The organism is Thauera aromatica K172 (assembly GCF_003030465.1).
Classification (GTDB): domain Bacteria; phylum Pseudomonadota; class Gammaproteobacteria; order Burkholderiales; family Rhodocyclaceae; genus Thauera; species Thauera aromatica.
Map to the genome: position 1 here is coordinate 328,655 of NZ_CP028339.1, position 24,239 is coordinate 352,893.

The following is a 24,239-nucleotide window of genomic DNA, read 5'->3' on the forward strand; positions in this document are numbered from 1 at the left end:
TTCCTCCTTCAGGCCAATGCATCCAGCGCCAGCGGCTCGATGCCCCGCGCACGATCGATCTTCTCGGCCACGCGGAAGGCAGCATCCAGTTCGTTGATGCCATGCTGTTGCATGAGCTGGTGGCGCTCGGCCTTCTCCTCCGGTTCGGTCATCGCCATCGCCAGGTAGAGGCTGGGCGGCACGGCGCGGAACAGCACTTCCATGCTCTTGGAGAGGATGACGCCCTCCGAGAAGGCGCCAGCCTGCTTGCGCGCCGACAGCATCAGCGCCTTCTGCGAAGCGTTGAGTTCGCGGAAGCGCGCGACCTTCTCCACCTCGTCCGGCGGCATCGACAGGCAGATCCACCACTCGATCATGTTGAGCATGGGCTCGGCCGCCTTGGGCAAGTCGTCGAGGTTTTGCGTGGCCAGCCAGAACCAGGCACCGAGCTTGCGCCACATCTTGGTGATCTTGACGATGTACGGCGAGAGCAGCGGGTTCTTGGTGATGATGTGGCCTTCGTCCGTCACGTTGACGATGGGTCGGCCGAGATACTGGTCCCGCTCGGCGATGTTGTTCACCGTGTTGATCAGCGAGATGTAGGCAATGGAGAGCTGCGCGTTGTAGCCCTCACGGGCGAAGGTCGCCAGATCCACGATCGTGATGTCCGCCTCGGGCCACGGCGTTCCCGGACGGTCGAACATCTCACCGTCCACGCCCTGGCAGAACATATCCATCGCGTCCGCCATCTCCTGCAGCCTCGCCCGCCGCGTCTCCGGCAGCGTGGCATCGCGGCTGCGCTCGCGCAGCGCGTCGCGCACGTCGCGCGTGAGCGCCGTGCGTTGCTCGGCCACGCAGCGCCGCGCCGCGTCGAGGATGCACTGGCGGATCAGGCTGCGGTCGGCGCGCGTCATGCGCGCTTCCTCGCGCTCTTCACCGCCCGTGATCATCAGCCGCGCCGTGATCTCCAACTCGCCGAGCACGTCGCGCTGCTCGTCGCCTTCCATCGCCGCAGCAGTTTCGGCGCGGTCCTCGTCGAGCGCGTCGGCGTCGAGCGTCTGCACTTGGCCCGGCGTATCGACCAAGCGCCAGGCATCGGCAAACGGGGCCAGGCTGACGCCCGAGCCTGGTGCGAGCTTCACGCGGTTGACGCTGAGCCCAAGGCGCGCGGCGAAGTCGCCGAACAGCCCGAACGAGTTGCCCGCTTCGACGATGAACAGCCGCGGCCGGTAGATGGCGGTGACCTGGTTGAGCAGGTTGTTGAGGGTCGCGGATTTGCCGGAACCCGTGGGACCGAACAAGAACAGATGCGCATTCATCTGCCGGTCGAGCCGGTTCAGTGGGTCGAAGCTGATCGTGCCGCCGCCGCGGTTGAAGAAGGTGATGCCGGGGTGGCCTGTGCCCTGGCTGCGGCCCCAGACCGGCGCCAGGTTCGCGGCGTGCTGCGCGAACATGAGCTGCGTGTACCACCCGCGCTTGTCGGCGGCCGGGTCGTAGACGCAGGGCAGCCAGCGCAGGTAGCTGTTCAGCGGCGCCACCTCGTCTTCCTCGCGCACCGGCTGCAGGCCCGCGTTGAGCATCACATTGACGAGTTGCAGGCCGCGCGCGTCGAGCTGGGCCTGATCTCGACCACGCAGGTAGAACGCCAGCGCGCCGCGGTAGAGCTTGTGCGCGCTGCCGATCAGGCCGCGGGCCTGCTGCACGTCCGCGCGCGTCTGTTCGGAGGCCAGGGTTTCGCCGACGGCCTTCTTGGCGAGGTGATTGAGATGGCTTTCCAGCACGTCCTGCGGTGTCGCCACCACGGTCAGGCACATCACCGTGTCTTCCGGCATCTGGTCGAACAGCGCGTTCATGGCGTCGCCGCCCTTGCGCGTCTCGCCCGTCAGGTGTCCGGTCGCCGGCGGCGTGCGCAGGCGATCCATCACGATGACGCGATGCGGGAGCCCATCGAAGAACCACAGGCCCTGCTCGACATCCGAGCGCGGCGGGCCGAAGAACAGTCGCTGCGCGAAGTCGGTGCCGCTGGCGAGTTCGACTTCGCCCTCCTCGGGCTCGTCGGGGTAGCGGGTCAGCGCATAGAAGCGCTCGCGGTCTTCGGCGCTCGGGCCGAGCAGGGTCGGATGTGGATTGAACCAGCGCAGCAGCCAGGCGTGGATGTCCGCCGCGCCGAGGCGCCGGGCCTTCACGCCGGCATTCGCCAGCCCGCCCACCAGGCGGTCGCAGATCGTGGTCAGCGCCTGCTCGGGCGACTGGCCGCGCCGCGTGGCCGCGGCCGTAGGCGTGCGGCGGTAGACCACCATGCGCACGCGCCGCACCTGGCCGCGCCACGGCAGGCGGGTAACGGTGGTGTCCTCGAACAGCCCGCCCGGCTTGGCGATGGCGCGCAGGTGGTGGGCAAAGAAGCGCTGGTAGAACTCGCTGAACGCGCTGCCCCGCGCACGCGGCTGCACGTAGCCCGCCAAGTTGCTCAGGTAGGGGTTCCAATCGACTTCATCCTGGGCGTAGAGCTGCACCACCCAGGGGTTCTCATCGAGTTCGTCGAAGGAGTCCTGCAGGGCGTTCTCCAGCGCATCGCGGGCCTGCCACAGCCAGGCCAGCTCACGGCCTTCAGTGCCCACCGGCAGCAGCTCGAAGAACGCGGCCACCGACTGCCCGTCTTCGAGCAGCATGGCCTTCGAGCCCGGCAGGTACTCGGCCCACGGCAGCATGTCCGCGAACGACGGCGCGACGGTGTAGAGCGCATCGTGGTCGGCCTGGGTCGCGGGCCGGCGCTGGCCGGCGAGCGCGCCGCCGGGCTCGGGTATGCCCTGCGCGGCCAGCGTCGCGACATGCTGCGCCCAGGCGTCGTCCGCCGCCTGCGCACCACCCGCCGGAGGAGCGACCCCCTTGCGCGGCCACGGCAGCGACCAGGCCATCAATAGTCCTCCACCCGTTCGCCGGGCATTGCGTACTGCACGCGCTGGTACAACGGGAACACCGTGCTGTAGCCAGGCACCGGCACCGGGTCGGTGCCGGCCAGATGCGGGAACACGTACATCACCAAGTCGGGATTCGGCAGGCGATGAAACTGCCGGTAGATTTCGTTGCTCGCGGTGCGCGTGTAGCGCTCTTGCACGGCGGGTGTGGCCTGCACGTCGGCTTCGGTCAGCGGCCGGCGCAGGCCCTGGCGTGCGTCGAGCAGTTGCCGTGCGGTGGGACCGCCGCCTTCGCCGCCGCCGGTCTCCTGCTGCCAGATGTCGAGCATGGTGTTGTGGCCGTGGGGCAGCAGCTTCTCCTTGCTGGTCGCGCAGCCGCCAAGCAAGACGGCCGCCAGCAGGATGGCGGCCGCGTCAATCCAGGTCCGAGGCATGGGCTTCTCCGATGCGGTGGTTCACCCGACGCCCCTGGGCGTCGCGGTCGATATGGAGCGGCTGCTCCAGATGCACGGCGACCCTGGCGCCGGGCTGCACGTAGACGGCCGCGAAGGCCTGGCCATACAACTTGTTGACCCAGTCGGCCATGTCGCGCACGCCACCGGCCAGGATGCGGCCCATCGCTTCGTTGCCGCCGATGCCGACCGTGCCGAGCGAGCCGTTGCTGTTGGCGACCACGGCGACGCTGCCGTTGTCGGATTTGATGAGCGAGGCCGCGCCCGCGCCGGCCGCGGTGATCAGCGCCTGGCTGCCGAGGTACTGCTGCGCATTGCTGCGCCGCTCGCCGCTGACGCAGGGAATGCCGTAGGGATCGCTGATCCAGCCCAGGCCGCCTTGCGTGGCACTCGTCGTGCCGTTGGCTTGCTCGCCGCGCTGGTCCCGGTTGCCGTCCTCGGGCACGGTGCGGATGGTGCCGTCGCGGAACACGAAAGTGACCGAACGGATTTGCCCGCGCACGCACGAAAGCGTCCAGTCCCCCGATGCCGTGCCGCTGACCACGGCGCCGGCCACGTCGGGGATGTCGATGCCGTTTGCCGTCAGGTTGTCCGGGCCGATCAGCACCTTGAAGGGGTACGGGTCATTGACCGTGCCGTCGATGGGCACGCGGCCGATCAGCGCCGTCATCGCCACCGAACCCATCAGCGTCGCATTGCGCGGCACCGTGTAGAACGGCGTCGTGGTCGCGCCCACGGCGCCGACCACCGCACGGCCGCCGGCATCGGCGACGGACTCCACGGCGGCCGACAGGGTTTTCTGCGCCGGGCCGAAGCTCAGTGGAAAGCTCGGTTCCTTGCTGCTGTTGCGGGCTTCGGCCTTGGCATCGCCCGGTTCGACCCACTGTGTGCCGTTGCCCGCGCCGCTGCCGTCATTGTTGCCGAAGCGCTTGCCGTCGCCTTCTTCCAGACCCAGCCCGACGGGCAGGTCGACCTGGCCGCCTTTGCCGGAGAGGCCATCGAGCCGCTGCTGCAGATCCTGCAGCAGCCCCTGCGTCTGCTGCTTCTCGCTCGCCACCTGCTCGCGTTCCTGCTGCGAGCGGCTGCGTTCGCTTTCGAGCGCCGTCTGGATGCGCTGGTCGATCGCGCTCTCGCGGGTGCGCAGGCGCTCGTTCTCGGCCTTCTGCTGCCGGTTGTCGCCCAGCGCGGTCTGCAGCTCGGTGCGCAACTGTTTCACCTGCGCGACCAGCGTGGCCACCGTGTCGCGCGGCGTGTCGCCCTCGATGCCCAGAGCCTTCATCTCCTCGGGCGTGAGCGGGTTGGCCGTGCCCGACAGTGCGGGCCGCTGGCCGGCGGGGCCGGAGAACAGCTTGATGCCGACGAACACCAGCAGCAGGATCACGGGGATCAGCAGCCACTTGAGCAGCGGGTTACTTTTCATCGGACGCTCCTCCAACCGTGCCGGCGGCACCGGGCGGCGGCAGATTCACGCTGGCGTCGATGGGGCTCAGCCTGGGCAGCAGCGCCTCGGCCAGACCGCGGCCGCGCGTGACCAGGTAGACCACGGTGGTGTCGGACGCCTGGCCGGCCGGCCCCAGGTTCGGGTGCTGGAAGGTGGCCGCCACGAAATTGCCCTGCAGCGCACGCGGATCGAGGTCCAGCCAGCGCGCCGCCGTGTTGGTGAGCCGCACCGCCGTCACCCACTGGTCTTCGAGCCGCCAGGCGGCCAAGGCCCGCGCCTGCACCGGCAGCGTCGGCAGCAGGGTGTCCAGCGGGAGGTCGCGGCGCAGGTTCACGCGGCCGATCCCGGCGACCGGCTCGACGGTACGCAACGGCGCGTACAGGTTCTGCGCGGCGTAACGTGTCAGCACGACCGGGACGGGTGTTTCGCGCTTGCGCACTTGCCGATCCGGTGCGGCGGCTTCCGTGGCGCCGGCCGTCTCGCCGCCGTAGCGCGTGGCGGGCGACTGCTGCGCGTCCACGATGCGCACCGGCTCCAGCGGGGGCTGTCCGACCTGCACTGGTTCGGCGGCGATGTCGAGCAGGATCAGCGCGCCGGACTCCACGTCCTGCAACTGCAGCCGCGTCGGCGGCAACGGTTCGCCCGCCCGCAGGTAGATCGCGCCGCCCGCGCTCTGCACCCGCAGGTGCGCGGCCGCGCTGTCCGGTACGCCGACACGCACGTTGCGGTCGATGAAGATCACCCGCTCCTGGCCGACCACCAGCTGCACCGCCAGCGGCAGGCGTTCCCAGCGCAGGATTTCCACAGCCTGAGCCGGCGCGAGCGCGAGCCACAGCAAGACGCCGGCAAAGGCCGACAGGGCATGGCGTTTCATGGGGAGTCTCCCTGCGAGTGGCCGGATGCGGCGCCGGGCGTCGGCGACGTCTCGATGCGCTGAGGCGCGCTGGCATGGCAGTCCAGCGCCAGGCCGAAGGGGTTGCGCTCGGGATCGACGTCCATGCGCACGACCTTGAGGGCGTAGCGCACCAGGGCACGCTTGACCTGCTCGGAGCCGTGGTACTCGTCGGCGCTCACGTCCAGCGTGACGATCCAATCGCGGTCGGAGACGGCCTTGACGCGCGTGCTGGGGCTGTCGCCATAGCCGCGGCCGGGAATCTCGTAGATGCCGCGCACGCGCTGCCGCAGCTCGCCGCTTGAGCGACGGTACTCGTAGTCCTGTTGCAGGAAGGCCCGGCAGCTCGGCGTGAAGTAGGCCGACAGCGCGTGCAGGTTGCGCGGGTAGTCGGTCTCGCCGTTGGTGGGCCAGCGCTGCGCCTGCTGCCAGATATAGAAGCTGAACGCGTACACGCTCTCGGGCGGCACGTCCCACCACTTGCGCACGCTGCCCGAGCGCAGGTCGGGCGGCACGTGGATCGTCAGATCGCGCGGTGCGCTCCACCAGCCGAAACCGAGCAGCAGCGCCACCACGAACAGCGCCGCGCCGCCCAGGCGCAGCGTCTTCACATGTGCCTGCAGGTGCGCGACCTCGTTCCTGAAACGGCTCATGCCGCACCTCGGTCGGCCGTGCGCCGTGTGCTCCACCGGCCCGTGCGGGTGATCAGACGGCACCCGCCCAGGTGAGCGGCGAGCACTGGATAGCGCAAGGTCAACCGCCACTGAAGCTGCCGGTACAGCCAGGTGTCAGGACGGCCGCGCTTCTGGCTGCGCAGGAAGCCACCGCCGACGAAGACGCCGAGCGCGATGCCCGCGACGATCAGCGTGGGCACCATGGCAATGCTGCGCGTCAGCCAGGCCAGGGGCACACCGAGCACCAGCCCGGCGGCCGCCGACAGGCCGGCGCAGATCCACAGTTCATCGGCGGTCAGTCCGCGCACGACCACCGGCTGGCGATTCAGCCGGTGCGGCAGGAACGTCACCAGCGCGTCGCGCGCTGTCTCCGCGGGGGTGGCCATCGCGCGCAGCCCTTACAGCACGCCGGTGGCTTTGGTCAGCAGCCAGATGCCGACGACCAACAGGATCGCACCCACGGCGACGGTCAGCCCGAACTGGCCCCAGGTGGCGCGACCCGTGTGAATCTCGGAGTAGCGGGTGTAGGCGTGGTAGCAGACGCCGACGAACATCGAGGCGACCACGAGCAACGCGATCAGCATCACGATGTCGTAGCCGTAGTTCTGCAGCGTCTGCATAAGGCCGCTGCCCTGGCCGCGGGAGGGGTCTTCCATTGTCGGCAGGCCCTGCGCGAACACGGATGGCGGCAGCCCCAGGAGCGCCAGCGGCGCCAGCAGCGTGGCGATGCGCGAGGGAACGCGAGAAGTAGTCGGAGGCGTGTGCATGATCGATGGCCCTTCGTGATGGTCAGGAGAGGAGGAAGAAGGTCAGCACCAGGTACATCGCGACGAAGCGGATGCAGACGCCCAGGAACTGACGTTGATTGATGCGGTTCTCGGCCCAGCCCACGTAGGCCGTGCGCATGGCCCACACGCCCCACAGCAGCAGCACGGCGAACACGAAGCCGAGCACCACGACGGACACCGCCGAGGGCGCAAAGCCACCGTTGGCCTGGAAGGCGGCGATCTGCTCGGCGGTCATGGCGAGTGCTCCGCCTGTTCGTCGCGGCGCAGGTAGTCGCCGGCCAGCGGAACGGGATCGCGCGGCTGGGCGCGCTGGGGCACGAGGAAGTCCTGCAAACCGGTGCGCACGCGCTTCAGGTCGGCGCGCAGCCGGGCGTAGTCGAAGTGATGGCGGGCGCGCGCCTGCGGCGCGGTAGTGGCGGCGTGCTCGGCCAGTCGGTCGATCAGGTCGAGCTGGCGCGCGAGCGCGGCGAGCTGCTCACGCTCCGGGGTGTCGTCGGCACTGGCGGGTTGCGGGGCCGAGAGCGACACGGCCAGCAGCACGGCCAGCGAAGGCCATGCGGACGCGCGGCGGTTGGTCTGTCCCATCGTGCCATTCCCAAGTGAAGCGAATGGCCTTGATGCTGTATCCCTTGCTCGGCTCGCGCCGCAATCAAACGGAACCGGTGGTCAACCGTATTTCAGATGTGTTGGTTGATCTGCTAATCGGTTTCGTCGGCCGGCTCGCCGTCTGCCCGCAGATCGACCACGTCCACGCAGCGCCATCCTTTATGGGGCACGCCCTACCATTCGTTCCAGAGCTTTACCGCCGCTTCGATGAATTCATCACAGGCTGCCTGCCGCCAACACGTGTGGGAACTATCTCGCAGCAGGTAATACTGCTCGTTGGCGCACACGAGGTCGGTTTTCGAGGCATCCTGCCGATACCAATTCAAGGCGTTGACCACGCAGTCCTGATAGCTGGTGGTGAGCTTCTCGTTCGGTACGTTGTACAGCAGGCCTTCTATGTAGTACGAAGGCGCGATACCAGCCTTGATCAAGCCATCTTCGAACATCCGGCTGCGCATGTTCTTGAACACTCGGGCCATAGGTTTTAGCCACTTCGATGATGCCTGATGCTTCGCTGTCAGGTTTGCCGAGTGCTGCTTTGGGTAGTTCGCGATTCGCTCGCCGGCAGCGTTGAAGAAGCAGATGCCTTCGACGTACTCAGAGTCGCTCGCTGACCGGAACTTGAAGTAGCGCCGGAATTGCGTCGCGACAATCACGTCTGACTTGCGCCGTGAACCGTTCGCGTCGATGGCAATCGCCTTGTCGCCGGCTTTCACGGCCGAGCCATATTGGCGATCAAGCACTGACAGCACGTCCCGCTTGAAGTCGGCATGGGTGTACGTCGCGTCGCTGAATGCCTGCTTGTAGGCTGACTTTTCGTCATCTGACAGAGATTCGAGATCGCTGTGAAAGCAGTCGTCGAGTCGGATGACGATGTCAACATCGCTCTCGGCGTAGATATTCGTGTCGTTGCCGTACGAGCCTTGAAGGAACACCTTGAAGTTCTTGCTGGCATACGGCGTGGTGCTGGCCTCCAGGACGCTCTTGATCGTGTTGTAGGTGTTGCTCGATTGGGTGATCGATCCCTGGTGAGACCACGTTTCGAGCTGCGATTCTGAAATTGGCATCTTCTTTCCCCTGGCTATATCAAATACTCGCGAAGTTGCTTCTCCCGCGACGCGAACGACTCCCGTCCTCGCTGGAACAAGATGCCCAGCTTCTTGATGTCGTGCTCCAGCAGATCGGTCGCCATTTCAGGCGTGACGTAGGAGTCGTTGATCCGGATGGTCAGTAAGTCAGGGAACAGAATCTGCCGCAGCTGGTCCATCGACTGCGTGTTGATCTCCAGGGTCTTCTGCAGCAACTGGACGCTGACGAGATATTTCTTCGCCAGCCACATCAGCAGGCTCGGCTTCGGGTCGGGGTAGATGCCCACGCCGACGCTCACCAGCCGGATGTCCTTGCGATCACTCCGAAGCGCTTGGACCGCATCGGCGATCGCGTACAGCGTCGGGTTGTTTGCGCAGTACCCGCCGTCGATCAGCTCGATGTCCTCGCCCATTGAGGTCCTGACGATCGTTCGCTCGAAGAACGGGTAGGCCGAGCACGATGCCTTGACGGCGTCCGCGATGCTCACGCCAAAGCCCGGGGCGAACGTGCCGACTTGGCCATGCGCCTGCGCGACGCTGCCCTTGAAGATCATCGGGCGCTCGGTCAGCCACTTGGCCGTGACGATCCCGATGCCGGTCTTGACATCACTGAACGTTGCATCGCCGAAGACCTCGCTCGCCAGCTTCTTCAAGGCCTGCGACCTGGCCGGAGCGGTCTTCTGCGACATCACGGTAGGCACGTGCTTGCGGTACAGCTCCAGGATGGAGTCGACGCTGTGACCGAGCGCGATCAGTGACGCGATGATCGCGCCCGTACTGGTGCCGAAAACCAGATCGAACTTCTGGTGCAGTGGGCACCCGATCATCGCCTCGATTTCCTTGAGTACGCCCAGCGTGTAAAAGCCCTTGGCGCCGCCGCCGTCCAGCGTAAGGACGCGCAGTAAGGCAGACGATCCAGATTCTTCTTGCGACTCCATCATCTTCACTGTCCTCCCCGCCGCTGAAGAACGCACGCACCGCCGACGACCATCAGCTCAACCCTGAGCATGAAGCCGTGCCGCTCCAGTGTCCCCGGTTTCATGTGTAGCTCGGCCAAATTCTGCATGGTGTCCGCACGGTCCTCTCGTCACTGCGGCGCTTGTGATTATCACAAAGCGACGTATACACAAATCAAAATAGACTCATGGACAGATTCTAGGGAAGACCATATACTTTCCGCAATAACCCGTACAAGCATTCGCTAACCCGAACGAGCCAGCCAGGATGTCGAACGAACAGCTTGCAGATCTAACCCAGCCACAACGCGACCGGCTCGCGTTCGTGGAGTTGCGCGTGCGCTTCATCGGGGAGATACGCCGCCAGGACTTGGTCACGCGGTTCGGCATCCAGTCCGCCGCCGCATCCAGGGACCTGGCGCTGTACAAGGAGTTGGCACCGGGCAACATCGACTACGACCCCAAGGGCAAGTCTTACGTCCTTGGGGCCAACTTCCAGCCCGTCTTCGACTTTCCCCCGGAGCGGGTTCTGTCGTGGCTGACCCAAGGCTTCGGCGATGGCGAGCCGATGCGGCTCAAGGCGTGGGTGGCCAGCGAGAGCCCGTCACGGCTCACGCACCCAGATCTCGATGTGCTGGCGAGCGTTACCCGAGCAATCCACCAGGAATGCCCGCTGGGCATCGAGTACCACTCCATCTCCAGCGGCCGCACTGAGCGGGAGATCGTGCCCTTTGCCTTGATCGACAACGGCCTGCGCTGGCACGTCCGCGCCTTTGACCGTAAGTCGCAGGAGTTCCGGGATTTCGTCATCACCCGGATTAGGCGCCCCGTCGTGCTCAAGGGCCAGCCAGTGGCATCCCATGAAGCGAGCGATCAAGACATTCAGTGGACCCGGATCGTCGAACTGGAGCTGGTGCCACATCCAGACCAGCCCCGGCCAGAGATCACCGAAATGGACTACAGCATGCAGGGTGGCGTGCTGCGGATGAAGCTGCGTGCCGCCACAGCCGGCTACATCCTTCGCCAATGGAGTGTGGACTGCACGCCCGACCACAGCCTGCGCGGGCACGAGTATCGGTTGTGGCTGAAGGACCACCTGGCCATCTACGGCGTGCGCAATGCCGTGCTGGCGCCGGGCTACCGCTCTCCTGATCAACAACGGCTCGAAGCCGAGGCGGACTGAGGGATGAGCATGCTGGCAAAACTCGAACGACTCATCGGCGAAATCGGCGACCTCAACAGCAAGTTGATCCTGCTGGTCGGACCCAGCCGCAGCGGCAAGACCCAGCTGCTGCGCCAGCTGGGCGACAAGCTCAGCATCGAGCCGCTCAACGTCGGCATGGAGCTGGGGCGTCGACTGGCGGCCACGCCAAACAACAAGCGCGGTTTCTCGGCGGGCGAACTGCTGCGGGAGATCGCGGACAGGGAACGGACTGAAGATCCGCTGTTGCTCGACAACCTCGAGTTGTTGTTCGAGCCCAGCCTGCAGGTCAACCCGCTTGACCTCGTCAGGCGGCTGGCTCATTCCAAACGCGTCGTGGCCGTCTGGCCGGGCGAGCTGCGCGGCGACCGCTTGGTGTACGCGGACATGAGCCACCCAGAACATCGTGACTACAGCCGCGACGGCGTGGTCGTACTCGAAATTTGAAGCTACGGGGAAGAGAGAACCATAGTAAGCGTCCGCCGCTCCCACAGTCTCTTAGGCTTGCGCAGGCTGTTGTTTTCTGATTGGCAGCAATTCGTCGATGCGGCTATTGGGCCAGGCCGGCAGCTTCTCGAGGGTGTCGGAGAGCCAGGTCAGGGGCTCGAAGCCATTGGCGCGCGCGGTGGCGAGCAGCGACTGAATCACCGCGGCACGGTTGCCGGCGGCTTCGGAGCCCGCAAACATCCAATTTTTCTTGCCCAGAGCGATCGGGCGGATGGCGTTCTCGACGGGGTTGTTGTCGATCGGCCAGTCGCCCCGGCTCGCGTAGCGCGCGAGCGCCGGCCAGCGCTTCAAACTGTAGTCGATGGCGCGGGCGAGTGCCGCGCCATCGGCCACGGTCTTGCGGGTCTGCACCAGCCACAGATACATCGCCTCGAGGCGCGGGCGGGCATACTGCGCGCGCAGTTCGGCGCGCGCCTCGATCGAGAGCTCGCGCGCCTGCTCTTCGAGCGCATACAGCTCGCCGATGCGCCGCAAAGCCTCGGCCGCCACCGGGCTCTTGCTGGCCTGGTGGAGATCGAAGTACTTGCGACGTGCGTGCGCGAGACAGGCCAGCTCGCCGATGTCGCCCCCGAGCAACGCCTTGTACCCCGCGTAGTCGTCGACCATGAGCATGCCCTTCCAGCCCTTCAGGAAGGCCTGGGGATATTGCCCGCCGCGCCCGGGCTGGTAATCGAAGATGATGATGGGCGGGTCGGCCCCGAGCGTGTTGCTGCGGTAGGCCCACAGGTACGCCCGCTTCGTCTTGCCGCGCCCCGGATCGAGCTGCGCAACGGGGGTTTCATCGGCGTGCAGGACGGTGCCTTCAAGCAAGAGTTCGATCAGGCGATCGCACAGCGGCGCGAGCGCCACCCCGATGCGTCCGACCCACTCGGCCAGCGTCGAGCGCGCCAGCGGCACGCCGCTGCGCGCGGCGATGCTCTCGAGCCGGTAGAGGGGCAGATGATCGACGAACTTGCTCACCGTCACCCACGCCAGCAGCCGCGCGGCCGCCACCCCGCCGTCGATGATCGCCGCCGGCACCGGGGCGGCCGAGACCGTCTCGCAGCGCCGGCAGGCGTACTGCGGGCGGATGTGACGATGCACGAAGAACTTGGCCGGGATGATGTCGAGCTGCTCGCAGACGTCCTCGCCGATCTTGACCAGATCCTGCCCGCAGGTGCCACAGGTGCAGGACTCGGGCTCGTGGCGGTGTTCGACGCGCTCGAGGTGGGCCGGCAGCGGCGGGCGGCCCGCGCGGGCGCGCTTGGGCGGGGCCGCCGGGGGCGCTTCGGCTTCGGATGCCTGGGCCTCGCGCAGCGCCTCGAGCCGGGCTTCGCAGGCGGCAAGGTCGGCCGCGAGCGTCTCGTCGAACAGATCCTGCATGTCCGCCGGCAGCGTTTCGCTGCTCGTCCCGAAGCGCAGACGCTTGAGGGTGGCGATCTCGAAGACCAGGGCCTCGATCTTGAGCTTGCTCGCCTTGAGTTCCGCTTCCAGACGGGCCACATCGGCCGCCTGCGCGACCCACTTCTGAACCTGCTGCGCGAGCTCGGGCGGCAGGTCGAAAGCGGTCAGTTCGGCGGCGAAATCCATGCCGGAATTATACCCGATGAACGCGCTACATCCCAGCATCTACAAGGGTTTCAGGCATTTTTACGCAGCGCGTCGTGAACCGTGTCGGCGCACCGATCACACCCGCCAGTGCGTCGGCGCGGCGGCACTCAGACGCTGCCATTCGACCCCCGCCACGAGCCACTGCCACTGCTCGGCCGACAGCGCGAACACCGCCGTGTCGGCGGCGGGCCAGCTGAAGCTGCCCCGATGCAGCCGCCGCTGACTCAGCCACACCCCGGTGCCATCCCACAGCAGTACCTTCAGGCGTGTGCCAGCCCGGTTGATGAAAGCGTAGGCACTGCCGTCGCACGGCGCACGGCCCAGGCTGTTCTGCAGTCGTGCCGACAGACCGTGGATGCCCAGGCGCATGTCGATCGGCTCGACCGCCAGCCAGATCTGCTCCGGGGAAATCATCACGCCGCCCCGTGCGCGAGCACCTCGGCGAGCCAGGACGCCGGCGGCAGCGCCCCGAACTGCAGACACCACCCCGACGGGCTGCGCAGCGACAGCACCTCCCCCGCTTGCCGTGGCGGCGCAACGCCGACAGGACGGGCCGCCACCAAGGTCAGGGGCGAATCCGGCTTGCACGCTGACTCGTGGCGCGACTGGCGCACCCAGTACCCCAGTGACTTCTTGCTCACGCCATGCTCGGCGCTGTAGGCCGCCTGCGTCTGACCACTGCGGCGCCACCGCTCCACGTGCTCGCGCCAGCGCGCGGCACGCTCCGATTGTGTGCTCATCATGACCTCCTGGTGAAAACCAGGAGTGTCAACAAACCCGGTGTGCAGTCACAGGTGGGAGCGGCGGACGCTTACGAACCATATGGCCAAGAACATGAAATACGGAGATCTGATTCAGTTCGAGCAGATCGAGTCAGTCATTCAACTGCTCGATGCCGGGCGCCCAGACGAGGCCAAAAAGCTCGTCGCGACCTACGTCATCTCCGACGACATGGCCGAGCGGATCTCCAAGCTCATGGTTCCCCAGCTCAGCTTCGACGAGTCGGTCGATCACAAGGGTGTGCTAATCGTCGGCAACTACGGCACAGGTAAGTCGCACTTGATGTCGGTGCTGTCGCTGGTGGCCGAAGACGCTGCTTACGCGCCGATGATCCGCCACCCCAAGGTGGCCGAGGCGGTTGCCCCTATCGCTGGCCGCTTCAAGGTGCTGCGCATCGAGGTGGGCGGACTGCAAATGCCCCTGCGCCAGATCATCACCCTGCAGCTTGAGCGTTTCCTCGAAAAGTTCGGTGTCGACTACACCTTCCCGACCGCCGACAAGGAGCTCAACAACAAAGACTCCTTCGAGGAGATGATGGCCGCTTTCGGCGAGAAATTCCCGGACCAGGGCGTGCTGCTGGTTGTCGACGAGTTCCTGGAGTACCTGCAGTCCCGCCGCGATCACGAACTGGTGCAGGACCTGGCCATCCTCCGTCAGATCGGTGAAGTCACCAAGCACCTGAAGTTCCGCTTCGTGGCTGGTGTGCAGGAAGCCATCTTCGACAGCGTGCGCTTCCAGCACGTCGCCGACAGCATGCGCCGCGTCAACGAGCGCTTCACCCAGATCCTGATCGACCGTCAGGACGTCAGCTTCGTCGTCTCTGCGCGCCTGCTCAAGAAGACGGCTGACCAGCAGAACAAGATCCGCGAGTACCTGACGCCGTTCGCCAAGTTCTATGGCTCCATGAACGAGCGCATGGACGAGTACGTGCGGCTGTTCCCGGTTCACCCCGACTACCTGAAGACCTTCGAGCAGATCCACTTCACCGAGAAGCGAGGCGCGCTCAAGACCATCGAGTCCGCCATGCTGGCCATCCTCGACCAGGAAGTACCCGCCGACAAACCGCTGTTCATCAGCTACGAGAGCTTCTGGAACACCATCAAGACCAATTCGGTTTTGCGTGCCGACCCTAACATCAAGGAGGTGATGCGCGTCTCCGAGGTACTGGAGTCGCGGGTCCAGCAAGCCTTCACGCGTCCAGCCTACAAGCCGATGGCGCTGCGCGTCATCAACGCGCTGGCCGTCCATCGCTTGACCACGGGCGGCGACATCCATGTGCCCATTGGCCCCACGGCTGCCGAGTTGCGCGACGCCTTGTGCCTGTTCCAGCCAGGCGTGGAGGACATGCCGGGCGATCCGGCCGAGAACTTGTTGTCGATGGTCCAGACCGTCATGCGGGAAGTGCTGAAGACCGTCAACGGCCAGTTCATCTCCAAGGCGCCGGACACCGAACAGTACTACCTCGACCTCAAGAAGGACATCGACTACGACGCGCAGATCGAAAAACGCGCCGAGGCCCTGTCAGACGACGCACTGGACCGCGCCTATTACAGCGCCGTCAAAGCGCTGATGGAGTGCAGCGACGACCTGCGTTATCCCGGTTTCCAGATCTGGCAGTACCAGCTCGAGTGGCAGGAGCGCCGCGTCGAGCGCATGGGCTACCTGTTCTTTGGCGCGCCGAATGACCGACCCACGGCCCAGCCCGAGCGCGACTTCTACATCTACTTCATCCAGCCCTTCGACAAACCGAAGTTCAGCGACAACAACCTGGCAGACGAGGTGTTCTTCCGTCTGAAGTCGCCGGACGAGGACTACAAGCGCTACCTGTCGCAATACGCGGCGGCACTGGATCTGGCATCCACCGCCAGCGGTGGCGCGAAGGCCATCTACCTGTCCAAGGCGCAGGACTCACTGCGGTCCATGAGCAAGTGGCTGCAGGAAAGTAAGCGTCCGGCGCGCCCACCTGTGATTGCGGAGGTGGTTTGCGGACACTCCTGGTTTTTTGCAGGAGGTCGTGATGAGCCATCATTCCGAGCGCGCTGCGCGCTGGCGTGCGCATGTGGAGCAGTGGCGGCGCAGCGGTCAGACGCAGGCGGCGTATAGCGCCGAGCATGGGTTGAACAAGAAGTCGCTGGGGTACTGGGTGCGCCAGGGACGGGCGGTGGCCGCGCGCAAATCGGACGCGTTCCTGACCTTGGTGGCGGCCCGCCCTGTCGGCGTCACCTCGCCGCTGCAGGCGGCGGGGGTCCTGTCGCTGCGTAGCCCGTCTGGCTGGTGCCTGGAGTTCGCTACGCTGCCGTCGGCGTCGTGGCTGTCCGAAGTGCTCGCGCACCAGGCGCCGTGATGATCTCGCCCGATCAGATCTGGCTGGCGGTCGAGCCGATCGACATGCGTCTGGGCATCGACGGCCTGTCGGCACGGTTGCAGAACAGCCTGGGGCGCGCCCCGTGCGACGGCAGTGCCTACGCCTTCATCAACCGGGCGCGCACGCGCCTGAAGGTGCTGGTGTGGGACGGCACCGGGGTGTGGTTGAGTCAGCGTCGCCTGCATCGGGGCAGCTTCAGCTGGCCCCGTGCCGACAACGCGGTGTTTGCGCTGTCGGCCGAGCAATGGCAGTGGCTCGTGGCGGGGGTCGAGTGGCAGCGCCTGAGCGCCGCGGCACCGGCCCACTGGCAGGTGTGATCGGTGCGCCGAAACCATCCACGATCCGCTGCGCAAAAGAGCCTGAAACCCTTGTAGATGCTGGGATGTAGCGCGTTATTCGGGTATAATTCCGGCATGGATTCCGCTGCGCAACTGACTGCTTTCGACCTGCCGCCCGAGCTCGTGCAGCAGGTTCAGAGGTGGGTCGCGCAGGCGGCTGATGTGACCCGCCTCGAAGCCGAACTCAAGCTGAGCAAGATCAAGATCGAAGCGCTGGTCCATGAGATCGCCGTGCTCAAGCGCCTGCGTTTCGGCGCCAGCAGTGAGGCCCGGGCGGCGGATATGAAGGATCTGTTCGACGAGACGCTCGCGGCCGATCTGGCCGCCTGCGAAGCCCGCCTCGAAGCGCTGCGCGAGACTCCGCCCGAGGCGCCGCCGGCGAGCCCGAGGCGCCCGCGTGCCGGACGGCCTGCGCTGCCGGCACACCTCGAGCGCATCGAACATCGCCACGAACCTGAATCGTGCACCTGTGGTCAGTGCGGGCAGGATCTGGTCAAGATCGGCGAGGACGTCTCCGAGCAGCTCGACATCATCCCGGCCAAATTCTTCGTCCATCGCCACATCCGCCCGCAGTACGCGTGCCGGCGCTGCGAGACGGTGTCGGCCGCGCCCGTGCCGGCGGCGATCATCGACGGCGGGATGGCTGCGCCGCGGCTGCTGGCGTGGGTGACGGTGAGCAAGTTCGTCGATCATTTGCCCCTGTACCGGATCGAGCAGATCGCCGCGCGCAGCGAGGTGCCGCTACCGCGCTCGACGCAGGCCGAGTGGGTCGGGCGGATCGGGGTGGCGCTCGCGCCGCTGTGCGATCGCCTGATCGAGCGCCTGCGCGAAGGCAACGTGTTGCATGCCGACGAAACCCCGGTCGAACAACTTGATCCGGGGCGCGGCAAGACCAAGCGGGCGTATCTGTGGGCCTACCGCAGCAACACACTCGATGCCGACCCGCCCATCGTCATCTTCGATTACCAGCCCGGTCGCGGCGGGCAATACCCCCAGGCCTTCCTGAAAGGCTGGAAGGGCATGCTCATGGTCGATGACTACGGGGGCTATAAGGCCCTGTTCGGTGGCGACATCGGAGAGCTTGCCTGTCTGGCGCACGCACGACGCAAGTACTTCGAGCTTCACCAGGCGAACAAGAGCCCGGTCGCGGCCGAGGCACTCGCGCGCATCGGCGAGTTGTACGCGCTCGAAGAGCAGGCCCGCGACGTTTCGGTCAAGGTGCGCGCCGAACTGCGACTGCAGTACGCGCAGCCGCGCCTGGAGGCGATGTACCTGTGGCTGGTGCAGACCCGCAAGACCGTGGCCGACGGTGCGGCGCTCGCCCGCGCCATCGACTACAGCTTGAAGCGCTGGCCGGCGCTCGCGCGCTATGCGAGTCGCGGCGATTGGCCGATCGACAATAACCCGATCGAGAACGCCATCCGGCCGATCGCCCTGGGCAAGAAGAATTGGATGTTTGCGGGCTCCGAAGCCGCCGGCAAGCGTGCCGCCGTGGTTCAATCCCTGCTCGCCACGGCGCGCGCCAATGGCTTCGAACCGCTGACCTGGCTTGCCGATACGCTCGAGAAGCTACCGACCTGGCCCAATAGCCGCATCGACGAACTGCTGCCGATCAGAAAGCAAGCGGCTGCGCAAGCGTAAGAGGCCGTGGGTGCGGCGGACGCTTACGGTGAATCGTCAGGTGCATGCTGGCGACCTGTACCTGGCCTTGCTCGAACAAGTCGAGGCGGTCGGCCCAGTCCTGCATCATCACCCGCCGCTGTTCAACGTACTCGGCATGGTTGTAGGTGGCGCTGATGCGATTGGGGTCAGCGTGGGACAGTTGCGAGTCCACCCATACCTTCGGATACCCCAGCTCATTGAGCGCCGTGGAAAGAGTGGCCCGGATGCCGTGACCGGTCAGCCTGCCGTCGTAGCCCAGACCCTTGATCGCAAAGTTCACAGTGTTCTCGCTCATGCGGTCGGTGACACGCTTGACGCCAGAGAACAGATATTTCTGGGCAGGCTTGAAGTCGTCCAGCATGTGCCGAACGATCTCCATCGCCTGCACGGAGAGCGGGACGATGTACGGCGGGATGTCGGTGACGCGCTTGCGCTTCTTGCGGGTGAGCATCTTGCGCTGCTTCAGCGACAGCACCGGGATGATCCACAGCCCCCGATCCAGATCGAACTGATCCGGCGTGGCCAAGCGCAGCTCGCCGGTGCGGACGCCGGTCAGCAACAGCAGCCGGATCGCCAGTTGCGTCTTCAGCATCCCCCGGTATTTGCGCAGCCCCTGCAGGAACAGCGGCAGCTCGGCCATGCGCAAAAAAGGGTTGTGCTCGACCGGCGGCAGCGGGATGGCCACCACATGCAGGTCGGTGGCCGGGTGGGTTTCCATGGACGGAATCACGACCATGGCGTAGTCGAACAACTGCTTGAGCCAGGTGCGCATTTTTTCCGCGACAGACAGCGAGCCACGCTTTTCGATGCGGGCGATGACTTCCAGCAGCAGCGGGCGGGTGACCTCGTAGATGGTCGACCGCTTCAAGTGCGGGAAGACATCGTTCTTGAAGGCGCGGCGGATCTGATCGAGCGAGCTTTGACGGCCCTCTTCAAGGGTGAGCTGCCGATGCTCCAGCCACTTCTCATAGACCGCGATGAAGGTGTTGTCGCCTGCCAGTTTGATGGCTTGGCGCTTTTGCTTGCGATCGATACGGGGGTTGATACCTTTGGCAAGCAGGGCTCGCGCTTCGTCCCGCAGATCACGGGCTTCACGCAGCGACAGCTCGGGATAGCTACCCAAAGAGATGCGAGCGCGCTGGCCAACCCACGTGTACCGAAAGTGCCAGAGTTTGGCACCGTTGGCCGATACGAAGAGTGAGAGGCCGTTGAAGTCGGCGATGGTGTAGGGCTTGCCGGTGGCCTTGGCCTGCCGAGCCATCATGTCGGTGAGCATGTTTCCAACTCCTCAGAGATGAGTTGGACCCAATGTTCGATACCGTCGCCCTGCTCCTCCAGCAACAATGCGGCACGGGGGCTGGCCGCATTGGATGTACCACTTTATGTACCGAAATGTACCGGCAGTCAGTGGATTTTGCTGGATGTCACTGGATCGAGATTCTGGAAAATCCTCAATCGTGACAACAACTTATGACGCTCTCTGGATTTTCTTGGAAGTCCCTGGAAAGTCATCGTGGAGCGGGTGAAGGGAATCGAACCCTCGTCATCAGCTTGGGAAGCTGAGGTAATAGCCATTATACGACACCCGCGAGGGCGGCCAGCGCTGCCGGCCGCCGTGCGACAGGGCGCCATTCTACTGGTGCAGCGGGTTGGAGCGCAACGCTGTCGGTAGCTTCAGGTAGCGAGGCGCTCCACGGCTTCGCGGATGCGCGCGGGTTCGTCCATTTTGAGGATGCGCTGGACGCGGGGAGCGAGCTCGCCGAGGTTGCTGCGCAGCACCTGCTGCTTGATCTCCAGGATGTTGCCCGGATGCATCGAGAAGTTGCGCAGCCCCATGCCGAGCAGCAACGCGGTGTAGTTGGGGTCGCCCGCCATTTCGCCGCACACCGCGACCGGCAGGCCGTAACGGGCGCCGGTGGCGATGGTGCCGGCGATGAGCTTGAGCACGGCCGGATGGAGCGGGTCGTAGAGGTGGACGACGGCTTCATCCGAGCGGTCGATCGCCAGGGTGTACTGGATCAGGTCGTTGGTGCCGATCGACAGGAAGGACAGGCGGCGGGTGAACATGCCCAGCGACAGCGCAGCGGCGGGGACTTCGATCATGCCGCCGATGCGGATGCCTTCGTCGAATTTGATCTTTTCCGCGCGCAACTCGGCCTTGGCCTTTTCCACCAGGGCCAGGCTCTGGTCGATTTCCTGCGCGTGCGACAGCATCGGGATCATGATCTGCAGCCGGCCGTGCGCCGAAGCGCGGAGCAGGGCGCGCAGCTGGGTGAGGAACATCTTCGGTTCGGCGAGCGAGTAGCGCACCGCGCGCAGGCCGAGTGCGGGGTTCGGTTCGATGCGGCTGTGGCTGCCGTTGAGCGCCTTGTCGGCGCCGACATCGAAGCTGCGGATGGTGACGGGCTTGTTCGGCATCGCCTTCACCACGGCGCGATAGGCTTCGTACTGCTCTTCTTCGCCGGGCAGGGTGTCGCGGCCGAGGAAGAGGAACTCGGTGCGGTACAGGCCGATGCCGTCGGCGTTGGCGGCCCTGGCTGCGGGCAGGTCCTTGGGGCCTTCGATGTTGGCGAGCAGGTGAATGGTTTCGCCGTCGAGGGTGGCAGCGTGCGCGTCGCGCAGGCGGTTGAGCTTGGAGCGCTCGATCTCGAGTTCGCTGCGGCGCAGGTGATATTCCTCGACGATGCGTTCGTCGGGGGCGACGATGATCAGGCCGCGGGTGCCGTCGACGATGACCAGCTCGTCGTCCTCGAGCAGATCGCGCACGTGGTGCAGGCCGACCACGGCGGGGATCTTCAGGTTGCGGGCGACGATCGCGGTATGGCTGGTGGGGCCGCCGACATCGGTGACGAAGCCGGCGATGTTGTGGTCGCGAAAGCCGATGGTGTCGGCCGGCGACAGATCGTGGGCGACGATGATGGTGCCCAGGCCGTCGCGGCGCTTGGGCGGCAGATGGCCGGGATGGCCGAGGAGCACCTTCACCAGGCGTTCGACCACTTGCACGACGTCGGCCTGGCGCTCGCGCAGGTAGGGGTCTTCGATCTGGCGGAACTGGTCGACGAGGAGCTCCATCTGCTGCACCAGCGCCCATTCGGCGTTGCAGCGGCGCGACTCGACGAGCTCGCGGGCGGCGTCGATCAGCAGCGGGTCGGTCAGCATCATCAGCTGCAGGTCGACGAAGGCGCCGACTTCGCTGTGGGTGTGGCCGGAGGTGGCGGCGGCCTTCAGCCCCATCAGCTCGCCCTGGACGGTGGCGACGGCCTCGTCGAGGCGGACAAGCTCTTCGGCGAGGTATTTCTGCGCGACGTGGTAGTGATTGACTTCGAGCAGGGCGCGCGAGACCAGATGCACGTGCCCGATTGCGATGCCCTGGGAGACGGCGAGGCCATGGACGGTAAACGGCATCTCATTCCTCCTCGCCGAAGCGTTCAGCGATCAGCTGCTGCAAAGCCTGCAAGGCTTCTTCGGCGTGCTCGCCGTGGGTGTCGATGGTGATCGAGCTGCCCTTGGCGGCAGCCAGCATCATCACTCCCATGATGCTCTTCGCGTTGACGCGGCGACCGTTGCGCTCCAGCCAGACTTCGCACGGGAAGCTGCTCGCGAGCTGGGTGAGCTTGGCCGATGCGCGGGCGTGCAGTCCGAGCTTGTTGATGATCGGGGCTTCTGCGGTGGGCATCCGGGTGTCCTTTTTCCGGTCGGGTGGGGCGGCGCTTCGTGGCTACTAGTTGGTGCGAACCTGCATCACCCCGTCGCAGCCCCCGGTGATGGCGCGCGCGAGCAGGGTGGGCAGGGCATGCTCGCGGTAGGTGAGCGCGCGCAGCAGCATCGGCAGGTTCACTCCCGCGATCAGCTCGATGCGCCCGGGTTCGCGCAGCTTGGCCGCGACGTTGCAGGGCGTGGCGCCGTAGATGTCGGTGAGCATCAATACGCCATCGCCGTCGTTCACCCAGCCGAGCATCGTGCGCGCGGCGGGAAGGATGTCGAGCGGGTCGTCCTGCGCCGACAGGCCGAGCTGGGCGATCTGCGGTGGACGCTGGTTCAGCACGTGGCAGGCGCACTGGATCAGGGATTCGCCGAGGGTGCCGTGGGTTATCAGGAAAATGCCGATCATGTCGTCTCTCCGCCGGGCATGATTTTAGCCGAGTCACCGAGAGCCGTGCCGAAGTGAGGAGAGCGGCGCGTTCAGCGGCCCGGCGCAAGTCTGCGTTCGATGACGCCGGGTTTGAAGTGGCGGCCCTCGCCGGTCGCATCGTCGTGCACTGCCGCGCGACCGCGCCCATCATGCGCTCATCGACGCACTGGCCTGCACCGCATCGCTGCCGGCGCAGTTCCCCATCACTTCGGGGCGGAAGCCGTGGTGCGGACGTTATGGCGGTGAGGATGCGGGCGGGCCGTCGCCCGGGGCGGAGGGTTCAGGCCGAAACGTCGACCCGCCCTGGGCGCCGGCCGGGTTGGCCGTCGGGGCTGTAAGGCGTCTTTTCGGCCAGTTCGCGGATGAAATCGAGAATGCGCTGGTTGCCGCGCATGCGGATCTGCAACAGCTGTCCGCCCAGAGCGTTGAGGTGGGCGGCGTGTCCGGCCCGCTCCTGGAGGGCGAGCCAGTCGGACTCGCAGCCCGCTTCCCGCGCCGCCTCGAGGGCGCCGTCGAGGCCGGCGCCATAGCCCAGATGCTGCTGCACGGCCTGGCGCCGCGTCTCGGTCTGGCTGAGGGGCTCGAGCACCGCCTGCTTGGCGCGGGCGAGCTCCAGGATCCGTTCGCCGTCGACCTGCTCGGCGGCGAGCGCGCGCTGCTCTTCTTCGAGCAGGGCGATCAGGGCGTCGACGCGCTGGCGCTGTTCGACGAGAAGGCGCTGCAGGCTCACGCCCCGCTCTTGCCCTGAAGAAGTTCGCTGACGCTCTCGAGCAGGCGGTCGGCGATGCGCGCGGGGTCGATCGCGAGGCGGCCTTCGCGGATCGCTGCGCGCAGTTCGGCGACCCGGACGGGGTCGATGTCCTGGCGGCCGTCGGTGGCGCGCTGGCCGAGGTGGGAGATCGCGGCAGGCGTGCCGGCTTCGCGCGACGGCGCGGCCGCGGTACCGCGCGTGCGCGCCGCATCGTCGGCCGGCTGTACGCCCTGGCCGCCGCGGACGAGTGGACTTTGAGAGTTGATCTTCAAGATGAAGCCCCGTAATTCGCAGTGTTGTCGATCTCGTTCATCGGCAAGGTGCCCCCGAACTTTAGGCGATCGCTGCGGCTCGTGCCAGGTGTATCCACCGGCGCAGCCGCCGCGGGCTCAAAATGGAATCGCCAGCAAGCCGGCATCGACGACTTCGGCGTGCACGATTTCATCCTTGCCGAACCGCACCCGCACCCGCTCGCCGCGTCCGCCCGGTTCGAGCGCGGTGCCTTCGCGGCGGACGTGAAAGCGCTCGCCGCGGGCTTCCACGATGACGCGCTGGCCGCGTTCGACCAAGGGCACGGCGCGGAACTGGTGGGTCTGCAGCGGGGTGTCGGCGGCGAGCTGGCGCTGGGCCTGACGGCCGACGACTTCTTCCGCGGTGCGGACGATGTCGCGCGGCAGCGCCGACAGCTCGCCGCGCCGCTCGTGGACGGCGTCAGCGGTCACGATCTCGCCCGCGGCGAGGTTGCGGGCGGCGACCCAGTAGCGGCCGTTGATCCGCACTTCGGCCTGCAGGTAGCGCACATGGCGCGACTCGCCGGCGCAGTGCACGCCCACCGCTACCCGTCCGTGCGCGCGCTGTCCGGGAGTCGGCAAAAACGGCTCGGGGGCGGTGCACGGGGGCAGGCTGGCAGCGGACGGAAAGACTTCGACTTCGACTTCGTCGCCCTCACCCGCTGCGCGCTCGATCAGAAACGCCTGCACGCGGGCGGCGAGAGCGTGCTCCGCCCCCGGATCCTGGGCCACCGCGCCGGTGCACAGCGCGAGCGCGGCGATCGGCCACGCGAGCCACCGCGCCGGGCGGAGGGCGGGAAGGGCGCGGGCGGACATCGGCGGTTCGGGCGAA

General features: G+C 66.3%; 27 protein-coding genes and 1 tRNA gene. 6 read left to right on the forward strand and 22 right to left on the reverse strand.

The genetic code is table 11. The annotated features are described in order from the left end of the window. Positions 1-8 precede the first annotated feature (8 nt). The 11 genes from Tharo_RS01515 to Tharo_RS01565 form a co-directional block, all read right to left on the reverse strand. Entirely contained in the window at positions 9-2,894 is a 2,886-nt protein-coding gene (locus Tharo_RS01515) for a conjugative transfer ATPase (protein ID WP_107219692.1), read from the reverse strand. Then, entirely contained in the window at positions 2,894-3,328 is a 435-nt protein-coding gene (locus tag Tharo_RS01520; protein WP_107219693.1) for a TIGR03751 family conjugal transfer lipoprotein, read from the reverse strand. The genes Tharo_RS01515 and Tharo_RS01520 overlap by 1 nt, the downstream gene beginning before the upstream one ends. Further along, positions 3,309-4,766 (reverse strand): TIGR03752 family integrating conjugative element protein, encoded by a 1,458-nt coding sequence (locus tag Tharo_RS01525; protein WP_107219694.1) that lies wholly within the window; start codon positions 4,764-4,766, stop codon positions 3,309-3,311. Before Tharo_RS01525 ends, Tharo_RS01520 begins: the two co-directional genes overlap by 20 nt. Then, positions 4,756-5,661: a TIGR03749 family integrating conjugative element protein gene (locus tag Tharo_RS01530; protein ID WP_107219695.1), complete on the reverse strand. Its 906-nt coding sequence runs from the start codon at positions 5,659-5,661 to the stop codon at positions 4,756-4,758. The genes Tharo_RS01525 and Tharo_RS01530 overlap by 11 nt, the downstream gene beginning before the upstream one ends. Beyond that, positions 5,658-6,332 carry a PFL_4703 family integrating conjugative element protein gene (locus Tharo_RS01535; protein WP_107219696.1) on the reverse strand — a complete coding sequence of 225 codons (675 nt, stop codon included), beginning with the start codon at positions 6,330-6,332 and terminating at the stop codon, positions 5,658-5,660. Before Tharo_RS01535 ends, Tharo_RS01530 begins: the two co-directional genes overlap by 4 nt. Next, on the reverse strand, positions 6,329-6,739 hold the full coding sequence (locus Tharo_RS01540) for a TIGR03750 family conjugal transfer protein (RefSeq protein ID WP_107219697.1): 411 nt from the start codon (positions 6,737-6,739) through the stop codon (positions 6,329-6,331). The genes Tharo_RS01535 and Tharo_RS01540 overlap by 4 nt, the downstream gene beginning before the upstream one ends. Before the next feature lie 12 nt (positions 6,740-6,751). Then, on the reverse strand, positions 6,752-7,120 hold the full coding sequence (locus Tharo_RS01545) for a TIGR03745 family integrating conjugative element membrane protein (protein WP_107219698.1): 369 nt from the start codon (positions 7,118-7,120) through the stop codon (positions 6,752-6,754). 22 nt (positions 7,121-7,142) lie between these two features. Next, the gene (locus Tharo_RS01550; protein WP_086077271.1) at positions 7,143-7,376 is read right to left on the reverse strand and encodes a TIGR03758 family integrating conjugative element protein; all 234 of its coding nucleotides are present in this window, start codon (positions 7,374-7,376) and stop codon (positions 7,143-7,145) included. After that, a complete protein-coding gene (locus tag Tharo_RS01555; RefSeq protein WP_107219699.1) occupies positions 7,373-7,726 on the reverse strand; it encodes an integrative conjugative element protein, RAQPRD family in 354 nt (117 codons plus the stop codon). The genes Tharo_RS01550 and Tharo_RS01555 overlap by 4 nt, the downstream gene beginning before the upstream one ends. 194 nt (positions 7,727-7,920) lie before the next feature. After that, positions 7,921-8,814 carry an anti-phage nucleotidyltransferase gene (locus Tharo_RS01560; protein ID WP_170110004.1) on the reverse strand — a complete coding sequence of 298 codons (894 nt, stop codon included), beginning with the start codon at positions 8,812-8,814 and terminating at the stop codon, positions 7,921-7,923. Between the two features lie 14 nt (positions 8,815-8,828). Continuing rightward, positions 8,829-9,776: an anti-phage phospholipase gene (locus Tharo_RS01565; protein ID WP_107219700.1), complete on the reverse strand. Its 948-nt coding sequence runs from the start codon at positions 9,774-9,776 to the stop codon at positions 8,829-8,831. 283 nt (positions 9,777-10,059) lie between these two features. On the opposite strand from Tharo_RS01565, the gene Tharo_RS01570 reads away from it, so the two are divergent. Further along, positions 10,060-10,974 carry a WYL domain-containing transcriptional regulator gene (locus tag Tharo_RS01570; protein ID WP_107219701.1) on the forward strand — a complete coding sequence of 305 codons (915 nt, stop codon included), beginning with the start codon at positions 10,060-10,062 and terminating at the stop codon, positions 10,972-10,974. Positions 10,975-10,977: 3 nt separating this feature from the next. After that, positions 10,978-11,439: a BREX-3 system P-loop-containing protein BrxF gene (brxF, locus tag Tharo_RS01575; RefSeq protein ID WP_107219702.1), complete on the forward strand. Its 462-nt coding sequence runs from the start codon at positions 10,978-10,980 to the stop codon at positions 11,437-11,439. Between the two features lie 51 nt (positions 11,440-11,490). Here brxF and tnpC (Tharo_RS01580) read toward each other — a convergent pair whose 3' ends face one another. From tnpC (Tharo_RS01580) to tnpA (Tharo_RS01590), 3 genes are all read right to left on the reverse strand, one after another. Next, positions 11,491-13,068: an IS66 family transposase gene (gene tnpC / locus Tharo_RS01580; protein WP_107219703.1), complete on the reverse strand. Its 1,578-nt coding sequence runs from the start codon at positions 13,066-13,068 to the stop codon at positions 11,491-11,493. A gap of 96 nt (positions 13,069-13,164) precedes the next feature. Continuing rightward, positions 13,165-13,503 (reverse strand): IS66 family insertion sequence element accessory protein TnpB, encoded by a 339-nt coding sequence (tnpB, locus tag Tharo_RS01585; RefSeq protein WP_107219704.1) that lies wholly within the window; start codon positions 13,501-13,503, stop codon positions 13,165-13,167. Then, entirely contained in the window at positions 13,503-13,829 is a 327-nt protein-coding gene (gene tnpA / locus Tharo_RS01590) for an IS66 family insertion sequence element accessory protein TnpA (RefSeq protein WP_107219705.1), read from the reverse strand. The genes tnpB (Tharo_RS01585) and tnpA (Tharo_RS01590) overlap by 1 nt, the downstream gene beginning before the upstream one ends. 82 nt (positions 13,830-13,911) lie before the next feature. On the opposite strand from tnpA (Tharo_RS01590), the gene Tharo_RS01595 reads away from it, so the two are divergent. The 4 genes from Tharo_RS01595 (at position 13,912) to tnpC (Tharo_RS01610) (ending at position 18,213) form a co-directional block, all read left to right on the forward strand. Continuing rightward, complete coding sequence (locus Tharo_RS01595; RefSeq protein ID WP_211309646.1) at positions 13,912-15,972, forward strand: DUF6079 family protein; 2,061 nt, start codon at positions 13,912-13,914, stop codon at positions 15,970-15,972. Next, positions 15,887-16,213, forward strand: coding sequence for an IS66 family insertion sequence element accessory protein TnpA (tnpA, locus tag Tharo_RS01600; protein WP_159051640.1), 327 nt, complete (start codon positions 15,887-15,889; stop codon positions 16,211-16,213). Before Tharo_RS01595 ends, tnpA (Tharo_RS01600) begins: the two co-directional genes overlap by 86 nt. Further along, complete coding sequence (gene tnpB, locus Tharo_RS01605; RefSeq protein ID WP_107219629.1) at positions 16,213-16,551, forward strand: IS66 family insertion sequence element accessory protein TnpB; 339 nt, start codon at positions 16,213-16,215, stop codon at positions 16,549-16,551. Before tnpA (Tharo_RS01600) ends, tnpB (Tharo_RS01605) begins: the two co-directional genes overlap by 1 nt. 96 nt (positions 16,552-16,647) lie before the next feature. After that, a complete protein-coding gene (gene tnpC, locus Tharo_RS01610) occupies positions 16,648-18,213 on the forward strand; it encodes an IS66 family transposase (RefSeq protein ID WP_107219628.1) in 1,566 nt (521 codons plus the stop codon). Here the strand turns inward: tnpC (Tharo_RS01610) and Tharo_RS01615 are convergent. The 8 genes from Tharo_RS01615 to flgA all read right to left on the reverse strand — a co-directional run bounded on the left by Tharo_RS01615 (position 18,185) and on the right by flgA (position 24,223). Further along, a complete protein-coding gene (locus Tharo_RS01615) occupies positions 18,185-19,510 on the reverse strand; it encodes a tyrosine-type recombinase/integrase (protein WP_425444943.1) in 1,326 nt (441 codons plus the stop codon). The two genes, tnpC (Tharo_RS01610) and Tharo_RS01615, sit on opposite strands and share 29 nt — an antisense overlap. A gap of 238 nt (positions 19,511-19,748) precedes the next feature. Further along, positions 19,749-19,823 (reverse strand) — tRNA-Gly (locus tag Tharo_RS01620). An 85-nt stretch (positions 19,824-19,908) separates the two neighbouring features. Next, a complete protein-coding gene (gene ptsP / locus Tharo_RS01625; protein WP_107219706.1) occupies positions 19,909-21,639 on the reverse strand; it encodes a phosphoenolpyruvate--protein phosphotransferase in 1,731 nt (576 codons plus the stop codon). Between the two features lies 1 nt (position 21,640). Continuing rightward, positions 21,641-21,910 carry an HPr family phosphocarrier protein gene (locus Tharo_RS01630; RefSeq protein ID WP_107219707.1) on the reverse strand — a complete coding sequence of 90 codons (270 nt, stop codon included), beginning with the start codon at positions 21,908-21,910 and terminating at the stop codon, positions 21,641-21,643. Positions 21,911-21,955: 45 nt separating this feature from the next. Continuing rightward, positions 21,956-22,345, reverse strand: a complete 390-nt coding sequence (locus Tharo_RS01635) for a PTS sugar transporter subunit IIA (protein WP_107219708.1) — start codon at positions 22,343-22,345, stop codon at positions 21,956-21,958. A 301-nt stretch (positions 22,346-22,646) separates the two neighbouring features. Then, complete coding sequence (locus Tharo_RS01640) at positions 22,647-23,096, reverse strand: flagella synthesis protein FlgN (protein WP_107219709.1); 450 nt, start codon at positions 23,094-23,096, stop codon at positions 22,647-22,649. Beyond that, positions 23,093-23,389 (reverse strand): flagellar biosynthesis anti-sigma factor FlgM, encoded by a 297-nt coding sequence (flgM, locus tag Tharo_RS01645; protein ID WP_107219710.1) that lies wholly within the window; start codon positions 23,387-23,389, stop codon positions 23,093-23,095. The genes Tharo_RS01640 and flgM overlap by 4 nt, the downstream gene beginning before the upstream one ends. Before the next feature lie 117 nt (positions 23,390-23,506). Continuing rightward, positions 23,507-24,223: a flagellar basal body P-ring formation chaperone FlgA gene (flgA, locus tag Tharo_RS01650; RefSeq protein WP_159051642.1), complete on the reverse strand. Its 717-nt coding sequence runs from the start codon at positions 24,221-24,223 to the stop codon at positions 23,507-23,509. Between the last annotated feature and the right edge of the window lie 16 nt (positions 24,224-24,239).